At 53.8% G+C, this 22,159-nt stretch carries 17 protein-coding genes, 1 tRNA gene and 1 pseudogene; 13 read left to right on the top strand and 6 right to left on the bottom strand.

Features of this window, described 5'->3' with window-relative positions; genetic code table 11:
- Window positions 1-33 precede the first annotated feature (33 nt).
- Genes CWM53_RS28345 through yjeJ form a run of 3 tightly spaced genes read left to right on the top strand, consistent with a single transcriptional unit; the run spans window position 34 to window position 4,322 of the window.
- Window positions 34-1,320, top strand: a complete 1,287-nt coding sequence (locus CWM53_RS28345; protein WP_077268437.1) for an HlyD family secretion protein — start codon at window positions 34-36, stop codon at window positions 1,318-1,320.
- Complete coding sequence (locus tag CWM53_RS28340; RefSeq protein WP_100730098.1) at window positions 1,313-3,430, top strand: peptidase domain-containing ABC transporter; 2,118 nt, start codon at window positions 1,313-1,315, stop codon at window positions 3,428-3,430. Before CWM53_RS28345 ends, CWM53_RS28340 begins: the two co-directional genes overlap by 8 nt.
- Window positions 3,431-3,455: 25 nt before the next feature.
- Window positions 3,456-4,322, top strand: a complete 867-nt coding sequence (gene yjeJ, locus CWM53_RS28335) for a YjeJ family protein (RefSeq protein WP_074387302.1) — start codon at window positions 3,456-3,458, stop codon at window positions 4,320-4,322.
- 42 nt (window positions 4,323-4,364) lie between these two features.
- On the opposite strand, the gene CWM53_RS28330 is transcribed toward yjeJ, so the two are convergent.
- From CWM53_RS28330 to CWM53_RS28320, 3 genes are all read right to left on the bottom strand, one after another.
- Window positions 4,365-4,718, bottom strand: a complete 354-nt coding sequence (locus tag CWM53_RS28330) for a DUF4156 domain-containing protein (RefSeq protein ID WP_004152419.1) — start codon at window positions 4,716-4,718, stop codon at window positions 4,365-4,367.
- Between the two features lie 260 nt (window positions 4,719-4,978).
- Window positions 4,979-6,625: a chaperonin GroEL gene (groL, locus tag CWM53_RS28325; protein WP_074387303.1), complete on the bottom strand. Its 1,647-nt coding sequence runs from the start codon at window positions 6,623-6,625 to the stop codon at window positions 4,979-4,981.
- A 37-nt stretch (window positions 6,626-6,662) separates the two neighbouring features.
- On the bottom strand, window positions 6,663-6,956 hold the full coding sequence (locus CWM53_RS28320; RefSeq protein WP_003855929.1) for a co-chaperone GroES: 294 nt from the start codon (window positions 6,954-6,956) through the stop codon (window positions 6,663-6,665).
- Window positions 6,957-7,188: 232 nt separating this feature from the next.
- On the opposite strand from CWM53_RS28320, the gene yjeH reads away from it, so the two are divergent.
- A complete protein-coding gene (yjeH, locus tag CWM53_RS28315) occupies window positions 7,189-8,439 on the top strand; it encodes an L-methionine/branched-chain amino acid transporter (protein WP_061156056.1) in 1,251 nt (416 codons plus the stop codon).
- A 50-nt stretch (window positions 8,440-8,489) separates the two neighbouring features.
- Here yjeH and CWM53_RS28310 read toward each other — a convergent pair whose 3' ends face one another.
- Complete coding sequence (locus CWM53_RS28310) at window positions 8,490-8,966, bottom strand: FxsA family protein (protein WP_061156057.1); 477 nt, start codon at window positions 8,964-8,966, stop codon at window positions 8,490-8,492.
- Window positions 8,967-9,303: 337 nt separating this feature from the next.
- Between CWM53_RS28310 and aspA the strand changes: the two genes are divergently transcribed.
- The 7 genes from aspA (at window position 9,304) to CWM53_RS28270 (ending at window position 17,334) form a co-directional block, all read left to right on the top strand.
- The gene (aspA, locus tag CWM53_RS28300) at window positions 9,304-10,740 is read left to right on the top strand and encodes an aspartate ammonia-lyase (RefSeq protein ID WP_002885424.1); all 1,437 of its coding nucleotides are present in this window, start codon (window positions 9,304-9,306) and stop codon (window positions 10,738-10,740) included.
- A 115-nt stretch (window positions 10,741-10,855) separates the two neighbouring features.
- Window positions 10,856-12,157, top strand: coding sequence for an anaerobic C4-dicarboxylate transporter (locus tag CWM53_RS28295; RefSeq protein ID WP_008807221.1), 1,302 nt, complete (start codon window positions 10,856-10,858; stop codon window positions 12,155-12,157).
- 124 nt (window positions 12,158-12,281) lie between these two features.
- Window positions 12,282-12,605 carry a divalent cation tolerance protein CutA gene (gene cutA / locus CWM53_RS28290; protein ID WP_061156059.1) on the top strand — a complete coding sequence of 108 codons (324 nt, stop codon included), beginning with the start codon at window positions 12,282-12,284 and terminating at the stop codon, window positions 12,603-12,605.
- Window positions 12,581-14,377 carry a protein-disulfide reductase DsbD gene (locus CWM53_RS28285; RefSeq protein ID WP_100730097.1) on the top strand — a complete coding sequence of 599 codons (1,797 nt, stop codon included), beginning with the start codon at window positions 12,581-12,583 and terminating at the stop codon, window positions 14,375-14,377. The genes cutA and CWM53_RS28285 overlap by 25 nt, the downstream gene beginning before the upstream one ends.
- Window positions 14,378-14,412: 35 nt before the next feature.
- Window positions 14,413-14,988 (top strand): transcriptional regulator, encoded by a 576-nt coding sequence (locus CWM53_RS28280; protein ID WP_074387375.1) that lies wholly within the window; start codon window positions 14,413-14,415, stop codon window positions 14,986-14,988.
- Between the two features lie 67 nt (window positions 14,989-15,055).
- A complete protein-coding gene (locus CWM53_RS28275; RefSeq protein ID WP_074387306.1) occupies window positions 15,056-17,143 on the top strand; it encodes a DUF1176 domain-containing protein in 2,088 nt (695 codons plus the stop codon).
- Between the two features lie 115 nt (window positions 17,144-17,258).
- Window positions 17,259-17,334, top strand: a tRNA-Phe gene (locus tag CWM53_RS28270).
- Between the two features lie 579 nt (window positions 17,335-17,913).
- On the opposite strand, the gene CWM53_RS28260 is transcribed toward CWM53_RS28270, so the two are convergent.
- On the bottom strand, window positions 17,914-18,204 hold the full coding sequence (locus CWM53_RS28260; protein WP_061156062.1) for a PerC family transcriptional regulator: 291 nt from the start codon (window positions 18,202-18,204) through the stop codon (window positions 17,914-17,916).
- Between the two features lie 206 nt (window positions 18,205-18,410).
- Here CWM53_RS28260 and CWM53_RS32135 point away from each other — a divergent pair.
- Window positions 18,411-18,518, top strand: a pseudogene (locus CWM53_RS32135) (hypothetical protein); the annotation flags it as partial.
- On the opposite strand, the gene CWM53_RS28255 reads toward CWM53_RS32135, so the two are convergent.
- Window positions 18,516-19,082: a helix-turn-helix transcriptional regulator gene (locus CWM53_RS28255; protein ID WP_074387307.1), complete on the bottom strand. Its 567-nt coding sequence runs from the start codon at window positions 19,080-19,082 to the stop codon at window positions 18,516-18,518. The pseudogene CWM53_RS32135 and the gene CWM53_RS28255 overlap by 3 nt on opposite strands.
- Window positions 19,083-19,714: 632 nt before the next feature.
- Between CWM53_RS28255 and pgaA the strand changes: the two genes are divergently transcribed.
- Window positions 19,715-22,159: a poly-beta-1,6 N-acetyl-D-glucosamine export porin PgaA gene (gene pgaA, locus CWM53_RS28250; RefSeq protein WP_165785144.1), complete on the top strand. Its 2,445-nt coding sequence runs from the start codon at window positions 19,715-19,717 to the stop codon at window positions 22,157-22,159.

The following is a 22,159-nucleotide window of genomic DNA, read 5'->3' as shown; positions in this document are numbered from 1 at the left end:
CCTTTTCTCTCCTCACTGAAAAAGTAGACGCACATGGCCCAAAATATTTATCGCAAGGAAGCGATCGAATATAAAAAATATCATTGGAAAGGCAAAGCACTCCTGTTGGCAGGGATGCCTGCCTGGCTTATTACCCTGCTAGGTTGCACATTTTTAATCGTTCTGGTTTTCATGCTGGTTTTTTTTAATTATACCCAGAGAATTAATGTTTATGGTGAAGTTGTCACATTACCACACTCCATCAACGTATTTGCTCCCCAGCAGGGTTTTGTTGTTAAACAATTTGTGAACATTGGTGATGTTGTCAAGAAAGGGACGCCATTGTATGAACTTGACGTCTCCAGGCATACCACGAGTGGAAATGTTAGCCTGGCTATGGTGGAAGTGATAGACGAAAAAATTAGTAATGCTAAAGAGATCATCCAAAAAATTACTGAGAATAAAAAAGAAACAGTAGATGCGCTTACTGAACAACTTGCTAGCGTCGAGTCCTCACTACATGAAACTGTACGCATGCTGGCAAATACTCAGTCTGGTCTGAAAAAAATGCGCACCAACCTTTCCAGTTATGATGATTATCTAAGTAAGGGATTAATTACCAAAGATCAATATAACTATCAGCATAACCTTTATTTCCAGCAGCAGAGTTCGTATCAATCTCTTACCAGCCAAAAGATGCAACTTGAGACGCAGTTAACACAGCTTAAAAGTGATATGGTAACTAAATCCGCTGATTTTGATAATCAGATTTCCAGTCAAAAAAACCAAATCAATGATTATAAAAACCAACGTGTCGAGTCTAGCGCAAACGACAATGCTATCATTAAAGCAACTGCCGACGGAAAAATAGAATCATTAGCAGTGACTCGCGGTCAAATGGTTGATCGTGGCAGCAGCCTGGCACAAATTAAGCCCATTGGGAATGTTGAGTATTATCTAATGCTTTGGTTACCTAACAATAGCATTCCCTATATCAAGGTTGGGGATACCATAAATATACGTTATGAAGCATTCCCTTCAGACAAATTTGGACAGTTTCCGGGTAAAGTGGCGACTATTTCAACGGTTCCTGCCTCGCGTCAAGAGTTGCAAGAATATACGAATGTTGTTAATTCAGCTAATCAGCAAGATATTACTTTATATAAAGCGCTGGTTTCTATAGAAGACAGCTCATTTGTTTACAATGATAAAGTATTAACTCTTTCTAATGGGCTTAAAGCTGAGGCAACAGTTTTTCTTGAGGAACGACCGCTTTATATGTGGATGTTTACTCCTTTCTATAAAATCTCTCACAGTGTAAATGGGCCGCTCAATGATTAACGAAATATTTAATAAAATAACTTCTCGCGTAAATTTTTCGTTACGTCGTAAGGTCCCGATTATATTGCAATCTGAAGGTTCAGAATGTGGCATAGCCTGTCTGGCGATGATATGTGGCTATCATGGCCTGGAAATTGATTTATTTAACTTCCGTCATCGCTTCGGTAGCGCCTCACAAGGTGCTACACTGCTATCCCTTAGCAAAACAGCTGAGCAAGCGCAACTCAAAAGTCGAGCATTGTCACTCGATCTTGATGAGATTCAACAACTAAAACTACCCTGTATTTTGCATTGGGATTTAAATCATTACGTAGTACTAATAAAACGCAAAAAAAACAGTTTTATTATTCACGATCCGGCGATGGGTAAACGTGTTATTGGCATGAAAGAAATGTCAAATCATTTTACCGGTGTTGCACTTGAATTATGGCCCGATAATAACTTTCAGCAGGAAAAAGCCAAAAGTCGTTTACGGCTTATTGACTTGATGAAAAATATCAGCGGGCTAAAAAATGCTTTACTGAAAATTTTTGCTTATTCAATAGTCTTTGAGGCTATCAACCTGCTATTACCTATTGGTACCCAGCTGGTGACTGACCATGTGATTATTGCTCACGATGAGAGCCTTTTGGCTGTCATCTGTATCGGTTTAGTCATGTTCACGCTATTTCGTACATTCATCAGTATGCTGCGTGCATGGACATCTTTAACACTAAATACCTTAACCAGTATCCAATGGAAAACGACGCTGTTTGATCATTTAATGAGTCTGCCACTCTCTTTCTTTGAAAAGCGGCACCTGGGTGATATTCAATCACGTTTTTCATCACTGGATACGATTCGCTCAACGTTTACTAATAGCATCATCTCTGGCTTGATAGACCTGATTATGACAATCGGCTTAATCATCATGCTGACGCTGTATGGCGGATGGTTGGTCTGGGTAGTGATCGGGTTTACTCTGTGTTACGCCATCATGCGTCTGGCGACTTATCAGTTCTATCGCCGAGTGGCGGAAGAGCAGGTTGTAAAAGGCGCGCGTTCCAGCTCGCATTTTATGGAATCATTATATGGCATATCAACGATCAAGGCTCTCGATCTAAAAGGTCGACGTTCGGAACATTGGCTCAATATAAATATTGAAGCCTGTAATGCGGGTATTAAACAAACACGCTTCGATATGCTATTCGGCGGGATAAACACCCTAATCACATCAATAGACCAGGTTGTTATCCTGTGGTTAGGAGCAGTTATGGTTATCGATAACGAAATGACGCTTGGGATGTTCATGGCATTTAATGCCTTCCGTGGCCAGTTTTCACAACGGGCTTCAAGCCTGGTGGACTTAAGTATGCAGTTACGCATGCTCTCTTTACATAATGAACGTCTTTCTGAAATCGTTTTTACCGAGCCTGAAAAAGAACTCCCGGCCCGCCGTATATTTGAGGAGAATCGAGGTGTCGCCCTCAACGTTCAAAACTTGAGCTATCAATATGATCCGTTTACGAAACCAATCTTCAGCGATCTTAATATAAATGTTCTCCCGGGCGAATCAATTGCGCTGGTCGGTCCCTCAGGTATTGGTAAAACGACGCTTTTGAAAGTGATGTGTGGTCTTCTGACCCCAACTCATGGGGAAGTCGTTGTTGAAGGTTTAGATATATCAAAAATTGGTTTAAATAACTATCGTATGAGTACAGCTTGTGTATTGCAGGAAGATCGCCTGTTTTCTGGCTCTATTGCGGATAACATTTGTAGTTTTGAAGATAACCCTGATATGGATTTTGTTATGCACTGTGCCAAACTCAGCAACATTCATGATGAGATTATGAAGATGCCAATGGGGTACGAAACACTTGTTGGGGAATTAGGTTTGGGGATATCTGGTGGACAGAAACAACGTCTGCTTATCGCCCGCGCACTTTATCGTAAGCCTAATATTTTATTTATGGATGAGGCCACAAGTCATTTAGATTTAGCTAACGAATCATATATTAACCAGTCAATATCATCATTAAGCATTACGCGTATTATTGTAGCACACAGGCCATCAACTATTGCTTCTGCAGATAGAATCATCGATCTCTCTAGCAAGAACATTAATAAATAATTGTTAATCTCAAGGAAGGAGAAAAATGAGTAATATAATTAGAGGTATTAATACCGGAACTATCATGCATGAAGAAAACTTGCTTGCAATTGTCATCAAGGTTCGCAATAGAGATGGTATTGATGAAGCTTATACTATGCAGCATACTGTCATTCGTGATTTTTTATTAATCATACAGAATAGATTAATGGCGGTGATGGAGAAGTTACAAATAGACGGTGATAAATATAAAGCTGTGCTGATCGCTGAAAACCAAGAGCTTATTAGCAATATTCCAACTATGCAACAAGAAGATGTCGAATGCCCTGACCCTGCAAAACGCATCATGTCAATCGCTTTAAAAAAAGATAGCGAAACATTCACTATCATCTGTGCATTACAAAGTGAGCAAATTATTACTCTACGCTTTAGCAATGGTCAGTCTGAGTTTATCATGCGGGCAATACTCCAGGCGCTACAGAACTCCGGTGATAAAGAAGCGATACTTCATTTCAGTGGAACTCTGGATTTTATTATGCTATACGACTGCGAACTTGATGAAAGCGCAACCATGAATTATCAACACTATACTCATGATGAATGGCGTAAGGCTTTATTTCCCAATCATGTCGCCATTCTGTTCAGTTACCATACCGACGATGGCGAGAAGCTGCTGTGTGGATGTATCGTAAAAACGTATCTCACTGCCAAAGATCAGCAAATTCAAAATGTTGCATTACGTATAATGCATCTTATCCCTAAATTTCGAGGATATAACGACAAACACAAGATAAAGCGGACTTTTATGCATGACATCTCCGCCGAAGACTACCAGACGTTATCGGCTGAACAGGGCTTAAAGTTCCTGCAAAATTACTATCTGGAAACTAAAGCATCTTTAGGGATTGAATAATACTACGCCTCTCTCTGCGCTCGCAGAGAGAGGCGTAACGCATCAGTTCGGGCACTTATAAACCTGGCCGTTCATTTCGCTGTCGGTAGGCACAAAGCTCGACAGCAGGTTTTGCGTCGGGCTGCTGACGCCGTAAATCACGTTGCCACCCATTGCTGCTGCCTGGTTACGCAGAGCGTTCGCCGCACCGCGCATGGAACCACCCTCATCGCCATTCTGGCCGGAGAGCCAGTTGCTCTGTTTACCCGTCGCGGTCCCTAACAGCTGACACTCTGCGCCCGGTTTCTCCTGCACGAAACGCACATTCTGGCCGGCAGAGGTTAATTCATTGCTGGAACTGCAACCTGCCAACAGTAAGGCTGCGCCGACAATCCCTGCTAAATATTTTACCTGCATGTTATTCCCCATGATCGATGAGCTGGACGCACTGGCCCGGATGTAAACCTGTCATCCTTCAAACTGCGTCGGCATGAGCCGCGTTCATTCCCTCCCCGGTCGCGCTTGTCAGTTCACGCCCGAAACGGAGGTGCTTGCCGCTCTGATGCAGCTTAAATGATTTTTATGTATAAGCCTTATACTAAAAAGCGCGCCAAAAGAAAAACCCCCAGCCATTGCTGGCCAGGGGTTTCTGCTTTTTTAAGCCGTAGAGCGCACGATTACATCATGCCGCCCATACCGCCCATGCCGCCCATGCCGCCAGCAGCACCTAAGTCAGGCGCGTCGCCTTTCGGCAGGTCGGTCACCATGCACTCGGTGGTGATCATCAGACCAGCCACGGAAGCTGCGTACTGCAGAGCAGAACGGGTCACTTTGGTTGGGTCCAGGATACCGAAGTCGATCATGTTGCCGTATTCTTCAGTTGCCGCGTTGTAACCATAGTTACCGTCGCCTGCTTTCACTTTGTTAGCTACAACAGACGGCTCTTCACCGGCGTTGGACACGATCTGACGCAGCGGTGCTTCCATTGCGCGCAGCGCAACTTTGATACCGACGTTCTGATCTTCGTTCTGAGCAGTCAGGCCAGCCAGTTTAGCCGCAACGCGAACCAGCGCTACGCCACCACCAGCCACCACGCCTTCTTCAACCGCAGCACGGGTCGCGTGCAGGGCGTCGTCAACGCGTGCTTTTTTCTCTTTCATTTCAACTTCGGTAGCCGCACCGACTTTGATTACTGCCACGCCGCCAGCCAGTTTAGCTACGCGCTCCTGCAGTTTTTCACGGTCGTAATCGGAGGTTGCTTCTTCGATCTGCTTACGGATCTGAGCTACGCGGCCCTGAATTGCGGATTCTTCGCCAACGCCATCGATGATGGTGGTGGTGTCTTTGTTGATAACCACGCGTTTTGCCTGACCCAGGTCTTCCAGAGTCGCTTTTTCCAGCTCCATACCGATCTCTTCAGAGATAACGGTACCGCCAGTCAGCGTCGCGATGTCTTGCAGCATAGCTTTACGACGGTCGCCGAAGCCCGGTGCTTTCACCGCAGCCACTTTAACGATACCGCGCATGGTGTTAACCACCAGAGTCGCCAGCGCTTCACCTTCAACGTCTTCAGCGATGATAACCAGCGGTTTGCCAGCTTTCGCTACGGCTTCCAGAACCGGCAGCATTTCGCGGATGTTGGAGATTTTTTTGTCAGCCAGCAGGATGAACGGGCTTTCCAGCTCAACAGCACCGGTGTCCGGTTTGTTGATGAAGTACGGAGACAGGTAGCCGCGGTCGAACTGCATACCTTCAACCACGTCCAGTTCGTCTTCCAGACCGGTACCGTCTTCAACGGTGATCACGCCTTCTTTACCAACTTTATCCATCGCTTCAGCGATCAGTTTACCTACGGTTTCGTCGGAGTTAGCGGAGATGGTACCAACCTGAGCAATGGCTTTAGAGTCAGAGCACGGTACGGACAGCGCTTTCAGTTCTTCAACGGCGGCAACGACAGCTTTGTCGATACCACGTTTCAGATCCATCGGGTTCATGCCCGCCGCAACGGCTTTCAGGCCTTCTGCGATGATAGCCTGAGCCAGTACGGTCGCGGTGGTGGTACCGTCGCCTGCCGCGTCGTTCGCTTTAGAGGCAACTTCTTTCACCATCTGTGCGCCCATGTTTTCGAACTTGTCTTCCAGTTCGATTTCACGAGCAACGGAAACGCCATCTTTAGTGATGGTCGGCGCGCCGAAGGATTTGTCCAGAACCACGTTACGGCCTTTCGGGCCCAGGGTCACTTTAACTGCATCTGCCAGTACGTTTACGCCGCGCAGCATTTTTACACGAGCGTCGTTACCGAATTTTACGTCTTTTGCTGCCATTTCTTTTATTCCTCAAATTCGTTCAGGGTCGTGCGAATTACGCTTCAACAATTGCCAGGATGTCGCTTTCGGACATGATCAGCACTTCTTCGTTGTCGATCTTCTCAGACTTCACGCCGTAGCCATCGTTGAAAATCACGATGTCACCAACTTTAACGTCCAGCGGCTGCACAGTTCCGTTTTCCAGGATGCGGCCTTTACCGACAGCGATGATTTCGCCACGAGTTGATTTAGCTGCCGCAGAACCGGTCAGAACGATGCCGCCTGCAGATTTGGTTTCAACTTCTTTACGTTTGACGATCACACGATCATGTAACGGACGAATACTCATTGATAGCTCTCCTTCGAGAAAGTCATTATCAGTTATGGGTGACGCCGGGCCGAACGCGGTTTACCGGCTAGTGCTGAGAGAGATGGGGGTGGCCATTTCCCGCTTCAAGGGCAAAATCAAAAAAAATTTTTTCCTTTGCGCTAGCGCGCAAAAAGCGGCGCTATCGGCCAACGCGTCATAAGGAAAAGCGATTGTGATACTCTCTTTTTTTTCACTGGCGCAGGATGGAATCATGAGTGGTTTAAAACAGGAGCTGGGGCTGGGACAGGGAGTCGGTTTGCTTTCCACCTCATTGCTGGGCACCGGCGTCTTTGCCGTTCCGGCGCTGGCGGCGCTGGTCGCTGGCGATAACAGTCTGTGGGCATGGCCGCTCCTCATTCTCCTTGTTTTCCCGATTGCCATCGTCTTTGCCCTGCTGGGCCGCCATTTTCCCAGCGCGGGCGGCGTGGCCCATTTTGTCGATATGGCGTTTGGCCCGCGTCTGGCCAGCGTGACCGGTTGGTTGTTTTTATCGGTTATCCCGGTCGGGCTCCCCGCCGCGCTACACATCGCCACCGGCTTCGGCCAGGCGCTGTTCGGCTGGCATGATGCGCAGCTACTGCTGGCGGAGCTGGGCACCCTGGCCATCGTCTGGTGGGTTGGGTCGCGTGGCGCCAGCTCCAGCGCCAACCTGCAGACGCTGGTTGCCATACTGATAGTGGCGCTGATCGCCGCCGTCTGGTGGCGCGGTGGAATAAGTCCGGCGCAGATCCCCTTCCCCGCCCTGACGGAGATCGACCGCGGCCAGCTCTTCTCCGCGCTGTCGGTCATGTTCTGGTGCTTCGTCGGTCTGGAAGCTTTTGCCCACCTGGCCTCGGAATTCAAGCATCCCGAGCGCGATTTTCCCCGCGCGCTGATGATAGGCCTGCTGCTTGCCGGCTCGGTCTACTGGGCCTGTACCGTGCTGGTGTTGCACTTCCACGCCTTTGGCGAGGAGATGGCGGCGGCCGCGTCACTACCGAACATCGTGGTCCGTCTGTTCGGCGTCGAAGCGCTGTGGGTGGCCTGCGTTATCGGCTATCTCGCCTGTTTCGCCAGCCTCAACATCTATATTCAAAGCTTCGCCCGCCTGGTCTGGTCGCAGGCGCAGCATAAGCCACAGAGCTACCTCGCTCGGCTGTCGCCGCGGCAGATCCCGCGCAACGCCCTCAACGCCGTGCTGGGCTCCTGCGTAGTCAGCACCTTGTGTATCTATTTGCTCGATATCAATCTGGACGCGCTGATCGTCTATGCCAACGGCATTTTCATCATGATCTATCTGCTGTGCATGCTGGCGGGATGTCGTTTGCTGCGCGGGCGCTATCGGCTATTGGCGGTGGTGGGCAGCATTCTTTGTCTGCTGCTGCTGGCGATGGTCGGCTGGAAGAGTCTGTACGCGCTGGTGATGCTGGCGGGGCTGTGGCTGTTTTTACCCAGGCGCAAGCTGGCGACAGGCAGCGTGTAAGCCTGGAAAGAAAGCGGCCCGGTCGCATCTGCTGACCGGGCCATCAGAAGTTAATCGCGGCGATCGTCCTTATGGTCCAGACGGTCGCGCTGTTCATCCTTGCGCTGGAATTCCCCTTCGAAGGTCTCTCCAGCGCCAGTTCCGGCGCTAAAGCCGCCGCCCGGCATCCGGCTGAAGCGCAGATGCGGCATCAGCTTCATCGTCAGGTGCTTCTGCACTGGAGGCAGCAACAGCAGCAGGCCGAGGAAGTCGGTAAAGAACCCCGGGAGCAACAGCAGCAGACCGGCGATAATCAGTGAAACGCTCTTGATCATCTCCGCCGCCGGGCTCTCGCCCGCGGCCATCTTCTGCTGCATCAGCAGGAAGTTTTTGAAGCCCTGGTTACGCACCAGCGACATCCCCACCACCGAGCTAAAGATCACCAGGATCAGCGTCATAAAGACGCCCAGCACGTGCGCTACCTGGATAAAGATCGATATCTCAATGTAAACGTAAAGAAAAAAGGCAATAAACGGAATCCAACGCACCGGCGTCTCCTTCATCAACGGGCGCTGAGTTCAGCGCCCGTAGTCATCAATTTGCTGATCGCATCCCACTAAGATGGGGATGCTGCGCGGCTTTTCAATCAGCGGAAATGCTTATTTTTCTCAGGAATGGGAAAGCGGTGACCCATTTCACAGATTAATAAATCTTATCCCGCCCACGACGTAATAAGTGATCAAGCTTACTGATATTCGCTATCATCAGCATATGATCTTGGGCACCAGGCCGGTTAAGGAAATAATCGTCGGCCAGAAAATATACTGAATCCTGGATATTCTGTGTATTTGGTGAATTCATTGGCAGCTTGAAAAGAAGGTTCACATGTTAAACAACATTCGTATCGAAGAAGATCTGTTGGGCACCAGGGAAGTTCCCGCGGACGCTTACTACGGCGTTCATACTCTGCGAGCGATTGAAAACTTCTACATTAGCAACAGCAAAATCAGCGACATACCAGAATTCGTGCGCGGCATGGTGATGGTGAAGAAAGCCGCCGCGCTGGCGAACAAGGAGCTGCAGACCATTCCCAAAAGCGCGGCAAATGCGATTATCGCCGCCTGTGACGAAGTCCTGAATAACGGCAAATGCATGGACCAGTTCCCGGTCGATGTCTTCCAGGGCGGGGCCGGCACCTCCGTAAACATGAACACCAACGAAGTCCTGGCGAACATCGGCCTTGAGCTGATGGGCCATCAGAAAGGCGAATACCAGTACCTGAACCCAAACGATCACGTCAACAAATGCCAGTCCACCAACGATGCCTACCCGACCGGGTTCCGCATCGCGGTGTATGCCTCCATCCTGAAGTTAATCGATGCGATTAAACAGCTGGGTGAAGGCTTCCAGGCGAAAGCCGTGGAGTTCCAGGACATCCTCAAAATGGGGCGCACCCAGCTGCAGGACGCGGTGCCGATGACCCTCGGCCAGGAGTTCCATGCCTTCAATGTGCTGCTTAATGAAGAGACCAAAAGCATTCTGCGCACCGCGGAGCTGCTGCTGGAGGTGAACCTCGGCGCCACCGCCATCGGTACACGCCTCAACACCCCGGACGGCTATCAACAGCTGGCGGTGCAGAAGCTGGCGGAAGTGAGCAACTTACCGGTCGTCCCGGCGGAAGATCTGATTGAAGCCACCTCGGACTGCGGGGCGTACGTTATGGTCCACAGCTCGCTCAAGCGTCTGGCGGTGAAACTGTCCAAGATCTGTAACGATCTGCGCCTGCTCTCTTCCGGTCCACGCGCGGGCCTCAACGAAATCAACCTGCCGGAGCTGCAGGCGGGTTCCTCTATTATGCCGGCGAAGGTTAACCCGGTAGTGCCGGAGGTGGTCAACCAGGTCTGCTTTAAAGTGATCGGCAACGACACCACGGTGACCATGGCCTCCGAAGCCGGGCAGCTGCAGCTGAACGTGATGGAGCCGGTGATCGGCCAGGCGATGTTCGAATCCATACATATCCTGACCAACGCCTGCTACAACCTGCTGGAGAAATGCGTTAACGGCATCACCGCCAATAAAGCGGTATGTGAAGGCTACGTCTACAACTCCATCGGCATCGTCACCTACCTCAACCCGTTTATCGGCCACCACAATGGCGATATCGTCGGCAAGATCTGCGCCGAAACCGGCAAGAGCGTGCGGGAAGTGGTGCTGGAGCGCGGGCTGCTAACGGCGGCAGAGCTGGATGACATTTTCTCCGCACAAAACCTGATGCATCCTGCTTATAAAGCGAAGCGTTATACCGATGAAAGCGAACAGTAATCTTTCCGGTTAGTCATTGAAAGGCATGTCAGCGATGACATGCCTTTTTGCTTTTTAGTTTTACTAAAATACAACAATCCAATATCAACTTGTTAAAAAAACAAGGAAGGCATATATGTTTGGTGCAGAACTGGTTATTGTCCTGCTGGCGATTTATCTCGGCGCCAGGCTCGGCGGCATTGGTATCGGCTTTGCCGGTGGCCTTGGCGTCCTTGTCCTGACGCTTATTTTTCAAATCAAACCGGGTGCGATACCCTTCGACGTTATTGAAATCATCATGGCGGTCATCGCCGCTATCGCCGCCATGCAGGTCGCAGGCGGGATGGATTACCTGGTCAGCCTCGCCGAACGGATGCTGCGCCGCCACCCGAAGTACATTACCTTCCTTGCCCCGCTGGTGACCTGGTTTATGACCGTACTCGCCGGCACCGGCCATACCGCTTTCTCCACGCTGCCGGTGATCACCGAAGTGGCCAAAGAGCAAGGCATTCGCCCATCTCGTCCGCTGTCGATTGCGGTCGTGGCCTCTCAGATAGCGATCACCGCCTCACCTATCTCCGCCGCGGTGGTGTTCTTTGCCGGGATCCTTGAGCCGCTGGGCGTTAGCTACCTGACGCTGCTGGCCATCTGTATTCCGGTTACCCTGCTGGCGGTGATGCTTACTGCTATCGTTTGCAACTTCCTCGGCTGTGAACTAAAAGACGACCCCATTTATCAGGAGCGGCTGGCCAAGGGTGAAGTCAGACTGCGCGGCAGCCAGGTGTTTGAGCTGAAGCCGCACGCCAAACGTTCCGTTCTGCTGTTTCTGATCGGCATCGTGGCGGTGATGTTCTACGCCACGGCCATCAGCGATACCGTCGGCCTGATCAAGAACCCGGTGCTACCGCGTAACGAAGCGATCGTGGTGTTTATGCTGACCATCGCCACCCTGATTAGCATCACCTGTAAAATCGACACCGGCGAAGTGCTCAACGCCAGCACCTTTAAGTCCGGGATGAGCGCCTGCGTCTGCGTGCTCGGTGTCGCCTGGCTGGGCGATACCTTCGTTAAAGCGCACATCAGCGACATTCAGGCCGTGGCCGGCGACCTGCTGCACAATTACCCGTGGCTGCTGGCGGTGGTGCTGTTCTTCGCCGCCACGCTGCTCTACTCGCAGGCCGCCACCACCAAGGCGCTGATGCCCGCTGCGCTGCTGCTCGGCGTCAGCCCGCTGACGGCGATCGCCTCGTTTGCCGCCGTCTCGGCGCTGTTCGTCCTGCCAACCTATCCGACCCTGCTGGCGGCGGTGGAGATGGACGACACCGGCTCGACGCGCATCGGCAAATACGTCTTTAACCACGCCTTCCTGATCCCTGGCGTTATCGCTATCACGCTGTGCGTAATCCTGGGCTTTATCTTTGGCGGGATTATGCTGTAAATACCGCTGGCGGCGGGCCCAGCGCGGGCCCGCTGCCCGTTTCCCTCCCCTACCCCGATCGTGACGCTAATATCCCCGCATCTTGCGTGTTATAGTGCCTCTTTTCGCTGATACGAGGTTCATGATGACTACGCCTGATGCTGTTGTTGTTCTCTGTACCGCGCCGGACGAAGCGACCGCCCAGGATCTGGCGGCAAAAGCCCTGGCGGACAAGCTTGCCGCCTGCGCCACGCTGCTGCCGGGCGCCACCTCGCTCTATTACTGGGAAGGGAAACTGGAGCAGGAGTATGAAGTTCAGATGCTGCTCAAAACCGACCTTGCCCATCAGCAGGCGCTGCTGGATTGTCTGAAGTCTCACCACCCGTATCAAACGCCTGAACTGCTGGTTCTGCCCGTCACTCATGGAGACAACGATTACCTCTCATGGCTTACCGCATCATTACGCTGATCCTGCTGCTGTGCAGCACGTCAGCCACCGCCGGGTTATTCGACGCGCCGGGGCGCTCGAACTTCGTGCCTGCTGACCAGGCCTTCGCCTTTGACTTTCAGCAGCAACAGCACGATGTCAACCTGAGCTGGCAAATCAAGGATGGTTACTATCTTTATCGTCAACAGTTTACCTTCAGTGCTGCCGGGGCGACGATCGACGAACCGGCGCTTCCGGCGGGAGAGTGGCATCAAGATGAGTTTTACGGCAAAAGCGAGATTTTCCGCCAGCGCCTGACCGTGCCGATCTCAGTGAAGCAGGCGGAGAAAGGCGCCACCCTCACCGTCACCTGGCAGGGCTGCGCCGATGCTGGATTCTGTTATCCACCGGAAACGAAGGTGGTCCCGCTGAGCGCCGTGCTGGCGGCTTCATCCGACGGTCAAGCAACCGCCATCGAGCCCACACCATCGGCGAGCAGCCGTCCAGCGTTCAACCCGCCGCTGCCGGTTGAGCCACGACCGGCCCCGGAGATCGCCACATCGTCTGCGCCAGCCACCGCGCCACCAGCGGACGCCCCTGCCCGCCTGCCCTTTACGGCGCTGTGGGCGCTGCTGATTGGTATTGGTATCGCCTTCACCCCCTGCGTGCTGCCGATGTACCCGCTGATTTCCGGCATTGTGCTGGGCGGAAAGCAGCGGCTTTCCACCGCGCGCGCCCTGTTGCTGGCCTTTATTTACGTCCAGGGGATGGCCTTAACCTACACCGCGCTGGGGCTGGTGGTGGCCGCCGCCGGTCTGCAGTTCCAGGCGGCCCTGCAGCACCCGTATGTCCTGGCAGGACTGTCAGCGGTGTTTATTCTGCTGGCGCTTTCCATGTTCGGCCTGTTCACGCTCCAGCTGCCCTCGTCGCTGCAGACGCGGCTGGCGCTGCTGAGCAATAAGCGTCAGGGCGGCTCGCCCGGCGGGGTCTTTGCGATGGGCGCCATTGCCGGGCTGATCTGCTCCCCTTGCACCACCGCGCCGCTGAGCGCCATCCTGTTGTATATCGCCCAGAGCGGTAATCTGTGGCTGGGCGGCGGCACGCTGTACCTTTACGCGCTGGGCATGGGTCTGCCATTGATCCTCGTCACCGTGTTTGGCAACCGTCTGCTGCCGAAGAGCGGCCCGTGGATGAGCCATGTGAAGACTGCCTTCGGGTTTGTGATCCTTGCCCTGCCCGTTTTCCTGCTGGAGCGCATTGTCGGCGACCCGTGGGGATTGCGTCTGTGGTCAATGCTCGGTGTCGCCTTCTTCTGCTGGGCGTTTATCACCTCGCTGGGCGCTACCCGGCCGTGGATGCGGTTGGTGCAAATAATCCTGCTTGCTGCCGCGCTGGTCAGCGCGCGGCCCCTGCAGGACTGGGCATTTGGCGCCCCGGCAGTCGAGCAGCAGGCGCATCTGGCCTTCACCCGCGTCAGCTCGGTGGCCGAGCTTGACCAGGCGCTGGTCCAGGCAAAAGGCCAGCCGGTGATGCTCGATCTCTACGCCGACTGGTGCGTGGCGTGCAAAGAGTTTGAAAAATACACCTTTAGTTCACCTGACGTGCAGCAGGCACTGAAAGGCATCGTGTTATTACAGGTTGATGTGACGAAGAACAGCCCGCAAGACGTCGCGCTGCTGAAACACCTGCAGGTGCTCGGTCTGCCGACGATCCTGTTCTTCAACGCTGAGGGTCAGGAACAGCCTGACCGGCGAGTCACCGGCTTTATGGATGCCGCGGCATTCAGCGCCCATTTGCGCGATTGGCAAGCGTGAGCGACACTTTAGGAGGAAAGATGGAGGAGAACACCGTGCTACGTGAAGACGTCCTGGCAGAAGCCATTAAAATTCTTGAAATTGAAGGTATCGCCAACACGTCGCTGGAGATGGTCGCTGAGCGCGTGTCCTGTCCCACGAGCGACCTGAAACGCTTCTGGCCCGATCGCGAAGCGCTGCTGTACGATGCGCTTCGCTATCTGAGCCAGCAGGTGGATGCCTGGCGTCGTCAGCTCCTGCTCGACGACACCTTAGGCGCAGAGCAAAAGCTGCTGGCACGCTATGCGGCGCTCACCACCTGCGTCAGCAACCACCGCTACCCCGGCTGTCTGTTTATCGCCGCCTGCACCTTCTACCCCGATCCCCAGCACCCGATTCACCAGCTGGCGGAACAGCAGAAGCAGGCTTCGCTGGCCTACACTCACGAGCTGCTGACGCAGTTAGAGGTGGATGATCCGGAAATGGTCGCCAAACAGATGGAGCTGATTGTCGAGGGCTGCCTGAGCCGCCTGCTGATCAAGCGTAGCCAGACGGATGTGGATACCGCCCGGCGACTGGCTGAAGATATTCTGCGCTTCGCTCAGTGCCGTATGGGCGGCGCCTTAACCTGATTCTGATATCCTAACCGCCACGGCGCGCCTATAATTTCCCCCTCACTGATTGCTGACAGGGATTGATATGCGCGCGTTCTTCTGGGTTGCCTGGCTGGGCCTCTGCTCTACGTCATTGCTGGCGGCTCCCCTGCAAGGTTTTTCCTTTGCGCAAAAGGACTGGGAGCTCGCCTGCGATAACACCGGCACCTGCCGGGCGGCGGGCTATGGCGTCCGCATGGGCGAGGTCAGCGTGCTGTTAACCCGCAATGCGGGCAGTGAACAGCGCCTCGCCGCCACGGCCACCTTTGCGCAAATCGAGCACGATATCCCCGCCGACTCCACCGCCAGCTTGCTGATCGACGATCGGGATCTCGGCGCGCTGGACGCCCAGGACGACAGCCATTTCCGTCTGGACAGCGATCAGACTACCGCCCTGCTACAGGCATTGACGAATCAGCGCAAAATCGAATTCACCCTTAACGGCCAGCACCTGCCGCTTTCCAGCGCCGGCAGCCGCGAGGTGCTGGGTAAAATGGATGCGTTTCAGCGACGCACCGGCACCGCCGACGCGCTGCTGGATAAAGGCGATGCCGGCGACGATGCCATTTTGCCAGCCACTCCCGCCCCGGAGATTATCGCCGCCCCGGTGATCCATAACGCGCAGCCGGTGGCGCTGAGCATACTCCAGCGCCAGAAGCTGCTGCCCTCCCTGACGCCGCTGCTGAACCAGCGCTGTGACGACTGGCAGAACCCAGCCATCCCGGCGGCAGAGCGCCAGATCACGCTCACCGCGCTGGATAAAACCCATTCTCTGGTGCAGGCGCTCTGCTGGCGAGCGCCCTATAACGATGGCTATGCGCTGTGGCTGGTCGATAACGCCCAGCTGAACAAGCCACGGTTGCTGACCACCGAGGCCTCCAGCTACGCCAACGGTACTATCATCTTTTTGCGCAAAGAACGGGGCATTGCCGACTGCCTAACCGGCGAAACGCGCGTCTGGGAGGGTAAAACCTTTACCCCCAGCCTAAAGTACAGCACCGGTATGTGTCGGGAAATCACCCCCGGCGGCACCTGGATGCTGCCGACCTTTGTCAGCCAGGTGATCCCCAGGCAGCAGAAAGAGGCGGATAACCTCGCCCTGCGAACGCTGTATAACGCAGTGCTGAAAGCGCAAAAAAGCGATCCAGAACTGGCGTTGAATAAGGTCGCCGAGCAGTTTCCGTTAACCGGCCATATTACCGACTTCACGCTCACTTACGCCGATGACACCCTGGTTTCGACCAGCAAACCTTCCCCGGATATCAGCGATGACGAATGGCAGGCGTTTCTGCGCTCCTCGATCAGCGCAGATTCAGAAAACGGTAAAGTCAGCTTTACCCTGATCGATCTCGATGGCGACGGCAAACGCGATCTGATCATCGACAGCTACGTGGGCGGCACCGGGCTCTTCAGCTACACCGGGGTGCTCCGGCGCGGCGATAATGACTTTGCCGCCGTCGATGGCAGCGACAGTGATAACGGCGATGATTTCGATGCCGGGGTGCCCGGCGCCCTCTTTTCCATCAATGGCCGCGGGGCTAACCAGTGGAACCACTGGGTCAAAATCAACGGCCAGGTGTATGCCCTGTGGTACAACGGCCAGTTTGGCGAAGATAATCTCTACCTGCTGCGCCCGTTCAGCACCGCGAGCCAGACGCCCGTGGTGACGGTTCGCTATCGCTATACGCTGAACAGCATACGCTCCCCGGAGAAAGACCAGCCGTTAACCCCACCCCTCAGCGACGGCGATAAAGCGGACCTGCTGCGTTCGCTGGAGGTCATGCAGGGCAGCCTGCTGAAAGACAAACCCGCCAGCGACAACGACGCGCCGATCTGCCCCATCCCACCGGGCACCTCCGCCGACGAGGCGGATAACTACTACAGCGGCGTCGCCGTCAACTATATCTATGAGACAGTGGCCTATATTCCGGTCTGGCTGAACGGGAAGTGTTATATCGGCACTATTTTCAGCCACCATGGCGCCTATCGTCACGGCGTGGATGCGGAAATTACGCTGAGCTCGCCGCGTGAGGATGAAGAGGTCATTGGCGATTATATTATCTCCGGGTTGCGCCACGTTATCGCTATTACCAGCGGCTGGAAAACCCGCGAGGGCGATAACGGCATGCAGTGAAGTTAAGCCAAAACGCGCCTTTGAACGCAGAATTGCCGCAAAGATAAGCAATCGATACGTAATTTAAGAAATTTGGTTGACGGGCTGGGCGGATTACGGTTTAATGCGCCCCGTTGCCCGGATAGCTCAGTCGGTAGAGCAGGGGATTGAAAATCCCCGTGTCCTTGGTTCGATTCCGAGTCCGGGCACCACTTATTCAGAGAACCCAGCCTATGGCTGGGTTTTTGCTTTTCTGCATCCGGACTCTTCATCGAACTCTGTTCGATTATTCGCCGCACAGCGGCTCACCCCTTCGGGGCCAGCGCGACAAGCGCGCTGTTCAACGCCTGCGGCGTTAGTCCGAGTCCGGGCACCACTATTTAAAGAACCCGCCCAAAAGGCGGGTTTTTGCTTTTCTGTATCCGGACTCTCCATCGAACTCCACTCTATGATCCCCTGCCCGGCGGCGCTGCGCTTGCGTGGGCCTACGCTGTTTGAGCCTGCAGGGGGACCCGTAGGCCGGATAAGGCATTTATGCCGCCATCCGGCACAACCGCGGGTACGGTGTCTGATGTGTATCGCCCGGCGGCGCTGCGCTTGCGCGGATCTGCGCTGTTTGAGCCTGCAGGGGGACCCGTAGGCCAGATAAGGCATTTATGCCGCCATCCGGCACAACCACGGGTACGGTGTCTGATGTGTATCGCCCGGCGGCGCTGCGCTTGCGCGGGCCTACGCTGTTTGAACCTGCGAGAGACCCGTAGGCCGTCAGGCAAACGCCATGAAGAAAGGGATTACTCGGCGGCCGTTTTCCCTTTGCCGGGTAGCCTGAACGCTTCGCCATAGGGCTTCGCGATACCCATGCGATACTGCGTCTCTTTGGCCGCCTGGTGGAGGTCGGCAAACTCCTCTTTCGGCGCTGGCGGACGTTGCGCCTTTTTCAGACACTGATTACGATGGTGACGGATCCACTCTCTGTCATCATCGTTCAGGCAGCGCTGCATCACCTCAATCCACCTGGATGCCGCCCGACGGTAGAGCCCACACGCCTCTAACCGTTCAGCAATACTGTCCCTTATTCTCATCCACCTCGCTCCTCTGATGCTTTCACGATATCCCATGGTATTCCGACACCTGAGCCGGAATACCATGGTAGAGTTAATTTATGACAAAACTATTCCAGTGCAGCGCAAGGAATATATTCATTATAATAATCGCTGTGCATAGCAAACCGCATTCGCGGTAATTACTTCCAAAGAGCTCCGGAATTATATGTCGAATGCCGCCATAGATACCGGATGGTATCGACGGTTGTACCTATCAATAGCTATTTAATTTATTATATTTCCGTTATCCAATACCTTGCGATGTTATCCACTCTCTGTACAGCGAAGCCTCATGGCGAGCTACCGGCGTGCTCCAGCAGTTTATTTCTAAAGATAAATAAGCAAGCCTCATTGAAATTATCTAACCCCAGTCGCTCATAAAGCGCAGTGCGCTTCCGGTAAAGGCCTTTTACCGAGGTATTCAGATTCACCGCCACCTCCTCCATGGTCATACCCGCCCCAAGCAAACGAAGCATTAACTGTTCAGTCAAACTTAAGCGCAGATCGTCAAACCACTCTTTGGTCAGCCGCTTGCTCTTCATCTCCAGAAAAAGCCCAAATAATGTCGCCATATCGGCGGGTGATAATGACATGTTTAAAAACGATTTCAGACTCAGTAAATGCTCTTCCCGATGGCGCATGTCGAGGACAATACAACATATTCGCTTTCTGGATTGTGCCGCCTCCATCACCAGGTAATCGTAATGACAAAGCGGCGAACGGCTATCAACCAGCAGAGAGACCTCATCAACCTCATTATCTAAAATCGCTTTTCCGCTAGAATCTAACTGAATGATATCAGGAAAGAAATTCTTAACACCTTGAAAGAGATAGTAATCCTGGGTAACCAATATCATTGAAGTTGCCACAAATCGTCCCTTTAACATTTAATCAACAAATTCTCGTCAACCAGACGTTTTCCCTCCCCTGTGAAACGCTTCGCATGGCGGTAAAAATAACGAGACCTGTGATTTATCATTAGCGCGGCATCTAAATCTGGCTGTGAAAAACCTCCTTGCGTTCTGACGGGAAATAAACAGATTAATTATAAATAAAAAAATCCCACAGAAAAGATGCTTTTTCTGCTATTGAGAATTTTTGTCAGAAATCATCTTAAATATCCACAAAAAATCATCACATACTCGCCAATATATCTTATTGTTCATTTTTGAAACAAAATTTCATCTGCCGCTCTTTTTTATTTATTTCAGTTAGTTAAAGAACAGCCTCTCAACGCCAGTGTTCAATCAAAGCCGATTTTACAGATTTATCTTAAAACGCAGTTCATCATTTACCCATATTTATCCGCTGCCATATCGGGTATAAATTATCCATCCAATTATCGACAGGAGATATGTTTATTACTTTGCAATAAGTCATTCACCCGCAGTGCCAGTCAGCTAAATGGGACCATCCTCATCCTTTAACTCACCGTCAAAGGACGGTCGTGTTGTGCAATGGATTCTTGATGAACATATGGCAAATAGAAATGGAAAGATCACCTTATTCAAATACGTTATTGTTTAATCGCAACACGAAACTCTCGCTGTCAATCGGCTTACTTTTGCTCTTCCCGGCGCTGGTTCAGGGAGCAGATTCGCTCTATGACCAGCAGATCCTGCAAGCGCGTCAAGGCCAGTATGCCCCCTTTCTCTCTTATCTTCAGCAGTACCAGCTGCGGCATGCCTTAACCCCTTCTCAGGTGGCGGACTGGCTGCAGGTAGCCCTCTGGGCTGGTCAGGACGATGAAGTGGTGAAAGTCTGGCGACGCTACCAGGTCTATATGCCGCTTCCCGCACGCGGCACCGCGGCGGCGGCGCAGGCCCTGCGCAACCAGAAACAGTGGCAAGCCTCGCTCACCCTCTGGCAGCAAGCCCTAAGCCAGGCACCCGACGACGATTATCGTATCGGCTATATCAAAACGCTGGCCGATGCCCGCAAGGACGGCGAGGCACTCAGTGAAGCGCGTCGCCTGGTGGCGGAGCAGGCGAGCACCGCGCACCTGCAAACGCTCTCATATGTCTACCTGCGGCTTGGCAAAAGCTGGGACCAGCTGCTGGTGGACACGCAGATCCTCGATCGTGAGCCGCAAAACAAAGCTGCGCTGACCAGCCTGATGGCGACCCTGACCCGCAACCGGATCGATTCCCCTGCTCTCGGCCTGGCGGATAGTGTTGAACTGACGCCTGCGGAAAAGCGCAATCTGCAGTTGAACGCCGCTGCCGAACTGGTGCGCCTTGCTGATACGCCTTCCCGCGAAGAAAACGCGCGTTACGCGCTGGCCCGCACGGCGCTCACGCAGTATGACGCGATGATCGCCGCCTGGCACCCCGATCCCCAGGCTGCGCCCGACATCATCCGGGCGCGCATTGATCGTCTTGGCGCCCTGTACGCCAATGCAGATTACGCGCAGGTCATCCGCGAATACCAAAATCTCATCGCGCAGCAGCAGACCGTTCCCGACTGGGCCATCGGCTGGGTCATCTCCTCTTATATCGCCCTTAAGCAAATTGAGCCTGCGCTGACGCTTATTCACCAGCATCCCTCGTGGCTGACAAGCCAACAGAATGAGGAACACGAGCTTTTCTACGCCCTGCTGGACACCGGTCAGTACCCGGCGGCGCAACAGTATGTCGCCCGCCTCACCCGGAATGCACCCTACATCCGTCGTCTCTACGGTTCGCCGACGCCGCAGCCGAATGACGACTGGCTCACCGCACAGTCGCTTAACGTGCACTATTTAGCGGCCACCAACGCCCTGCCGCAGGCCGAAGCCCGGATGCAGCGCCTGGCGGCAACGGCCCCCGGCAATCAGGGCCTGCAGATAGATTATGCCGCCCTTCTGCAGGACAGAGGGCTACCGCGAGCCGCCGAAAGCCAGCTAAAAGCAGCGGAATCTATGGATCCCACCAGCCTGCAGCTGGAGCGCCAGCAGGCCTGGGTCGCCCTCGATCTGCAGGAGTGGCGGCAAATGGAACTGCTGACTGACGATGTCATCGCCCGCTCGCCACGAGATCTGAATACCCAACGCTTAGCCAGAGCCCGCGAGGTCCATCATCTTTCCGAACTTCGCCTGAGTGTTGGCAAAGGATTGCACTCCGACAACCCGGTCAGCGGTACCCACGACCTCAGTTTTGAGACGGCGATCTACAGTCCGCCGCTAGCCGACAGCTGGCGATTGTTCGGCGGGCACCGCTTCGCTGAAGGCAATTTTGAAGAGGGAAAAGGCAGCCGTCGCCAGCTGTTCGCCGGCGTTGAATGGCGCCCGCGCGACTACTGGGGCGAGCTTGAACTCTCCAGCGTCAATTTTCACGGCGAGAACAAACCCGGCGTCCGCCTTTCCGCCGCGCATGACGTCAGCGATCGCTGGCAGCTGGGCGGCGAACTGGAGCGGATTTCGCAGCAGACCCCGCTGCGCGCGTTACGCAACGGCGTCAGCGCCAACCGCGGCGAAGGCTGGCTGCGCTGGTATCAAAACGAACGCCGGGAGTACCGCGTCAGCGTGGCCGCCAGCCGGTTTACCGACCACAACCGCCGCCAGGAGTACACCCTCTCCGGTAAAGAACGCCTCTGGCAGACGCCGTGGTTAACGCTGGATCTGCAGCCCGGTCTGTCGGCCAGCACCAATAGCCGCACCGACACCGCCTACTACAGTCCGGCACGGGACCTCGCCGCCACCGCGGCGCTGGCCGTCGATCACACGCTTTACCAGCGCTATGACACCGTCTGGAGCCAGCAGCTACTCGCCGGCGGCGGCAGCTACTGGCAAAAAAATCACGCCGCCGGCGCGATCACGGTGCTGGGCTACGGGCAGCGCCTGCGCTGGAACAACGTCGTCGACACCGGGGTGATGCTGAACTGGGACAAACGCCCCTACGACGGTAAACGCGAAAACAACCTCGCCATCACTCTTGATGCAAATATACGGTTTTAA

It is taken from the genome of Klebsiella sp. A-Nf5, assembly GCF_002810545.1.
In the GTDB taxonomy this organism is placed as follows: Bacteria; Pseudomonadota; Gammaproteobacteria; order Enterobacterales; family Enterobacteriaceae; genus Klebsiella; species Klebsiella variicola.
The sequence above is the reverse complement of the archived record's forward strand: the minus strand, read 5'-3'. Positions and strand labels throughout refer to the sequence as shown.

Excerpts from the sequence above, each read along its gene's own strand:
- yjeJ (WP_074387302.1), top strand. The coding sequence starts at position 3,456 with ATGAGTAATATAATTAGAGGTATTAATACCGGAACTATCATGCATGAA.
- aspA (WP_002885424.1), top strand. The coding sequence starts at position 9,304 with ATGTTAAACAACATTCGTATCGAAGAAGATCTGTTGGGCACCAGGGAA.
- CWM53_RS28330 (WP_004152419.1), bottom strand. The coding sequence starts at position 4,718 with ATGCAGGTAAAATATTTAGCAGGGATTGTCGGCGCAGCCTTACTGTTG.
- CWM53_RS28285 (WP_100730097.1), top strand. The coding sequence starts at position 12,581 with ATGGCTTACCGCATCATTACGCTGATCCTGCTGCTGTGCAGCACGTCA.
- groL (WP_074387303.1), bottom strand. The coding sequence starts at position 6,625 with ATGGCAGCAAAAGACGTAAAATTCGGTAACGACGCTCGTGTAAAAATG.
- CWM53_RS28255 (WP_074387307.1), bottom strand. The coding sequence starts at position 19,082 with ATGATATTGGTTACCCAGGATTACTATCTCTTTCAAGGTGTTAAGAAT.
- pgaA (WP_165785144.1), top strand. The coding sequence starts at position 19,715 with ATGGAAAGATCACCTTATTCAAATACGTTATTGTTTAATCGCAACACG.
- CWM53_RS28295 (WP_008807221.1), top strand. The coding sequence starts at position 10,856 with ATGTTTGGTGCAGAACTGGTTATTGTCCTGCTGGCGATTTATCTCGGC.
- CWM53_RS28340 (WP_100730098.1), top strand. The coding sequence starts at position 1,313 with ATGATTAACGAAATATTTAATAAAATAACTTCTCGCGTAAATTTTTCG.
- cutA (WP_061156059.1), top strand. The coding sequence starts at position 12,282 with ATGACTACGCCTGATGCTGTTGTTGTTCTCTGTACCGCGCCGGACGAA.
- CWM53_RS28345 (WP_077268437.1), top strand. The coding sequence starts at position 34 with ATGGCCCAAAATATTTATCGCAAGGAAGCGATCGAATATAAAAAATAT.
- CWM53_RS28260 (WP_061156062.1), bottom strand. The coding sequence starts at position 18,204 with ATGAGAATAAGGGACAGTATTGCTGAACGGTTAGAGGCGTGTGGGCTC.
- CWM53_RS28275 (WP_074387306.1), top strand. The coding sequence starts at position 15,056 with ATGCGCGCGTTCTTCTGGGTTGCCTGGCTGGGCCTCTGCTCTACGTCA.
- CWM53_RS28320 (WP_003855929.1), bottom strand. The coding sequence starts at position 6,956 with ATGAGTATTCGTCCGTTACATGATCGTGTGATCGTCAAACGTAAAGAA.
- yjeH (WP_061156056.1), top strand. The coding sequence starts at position 7,189 with ATGAGTGGTTTAAAACAGGAGCTGGGGCTGGGACAGGGAGTCGGTTTG.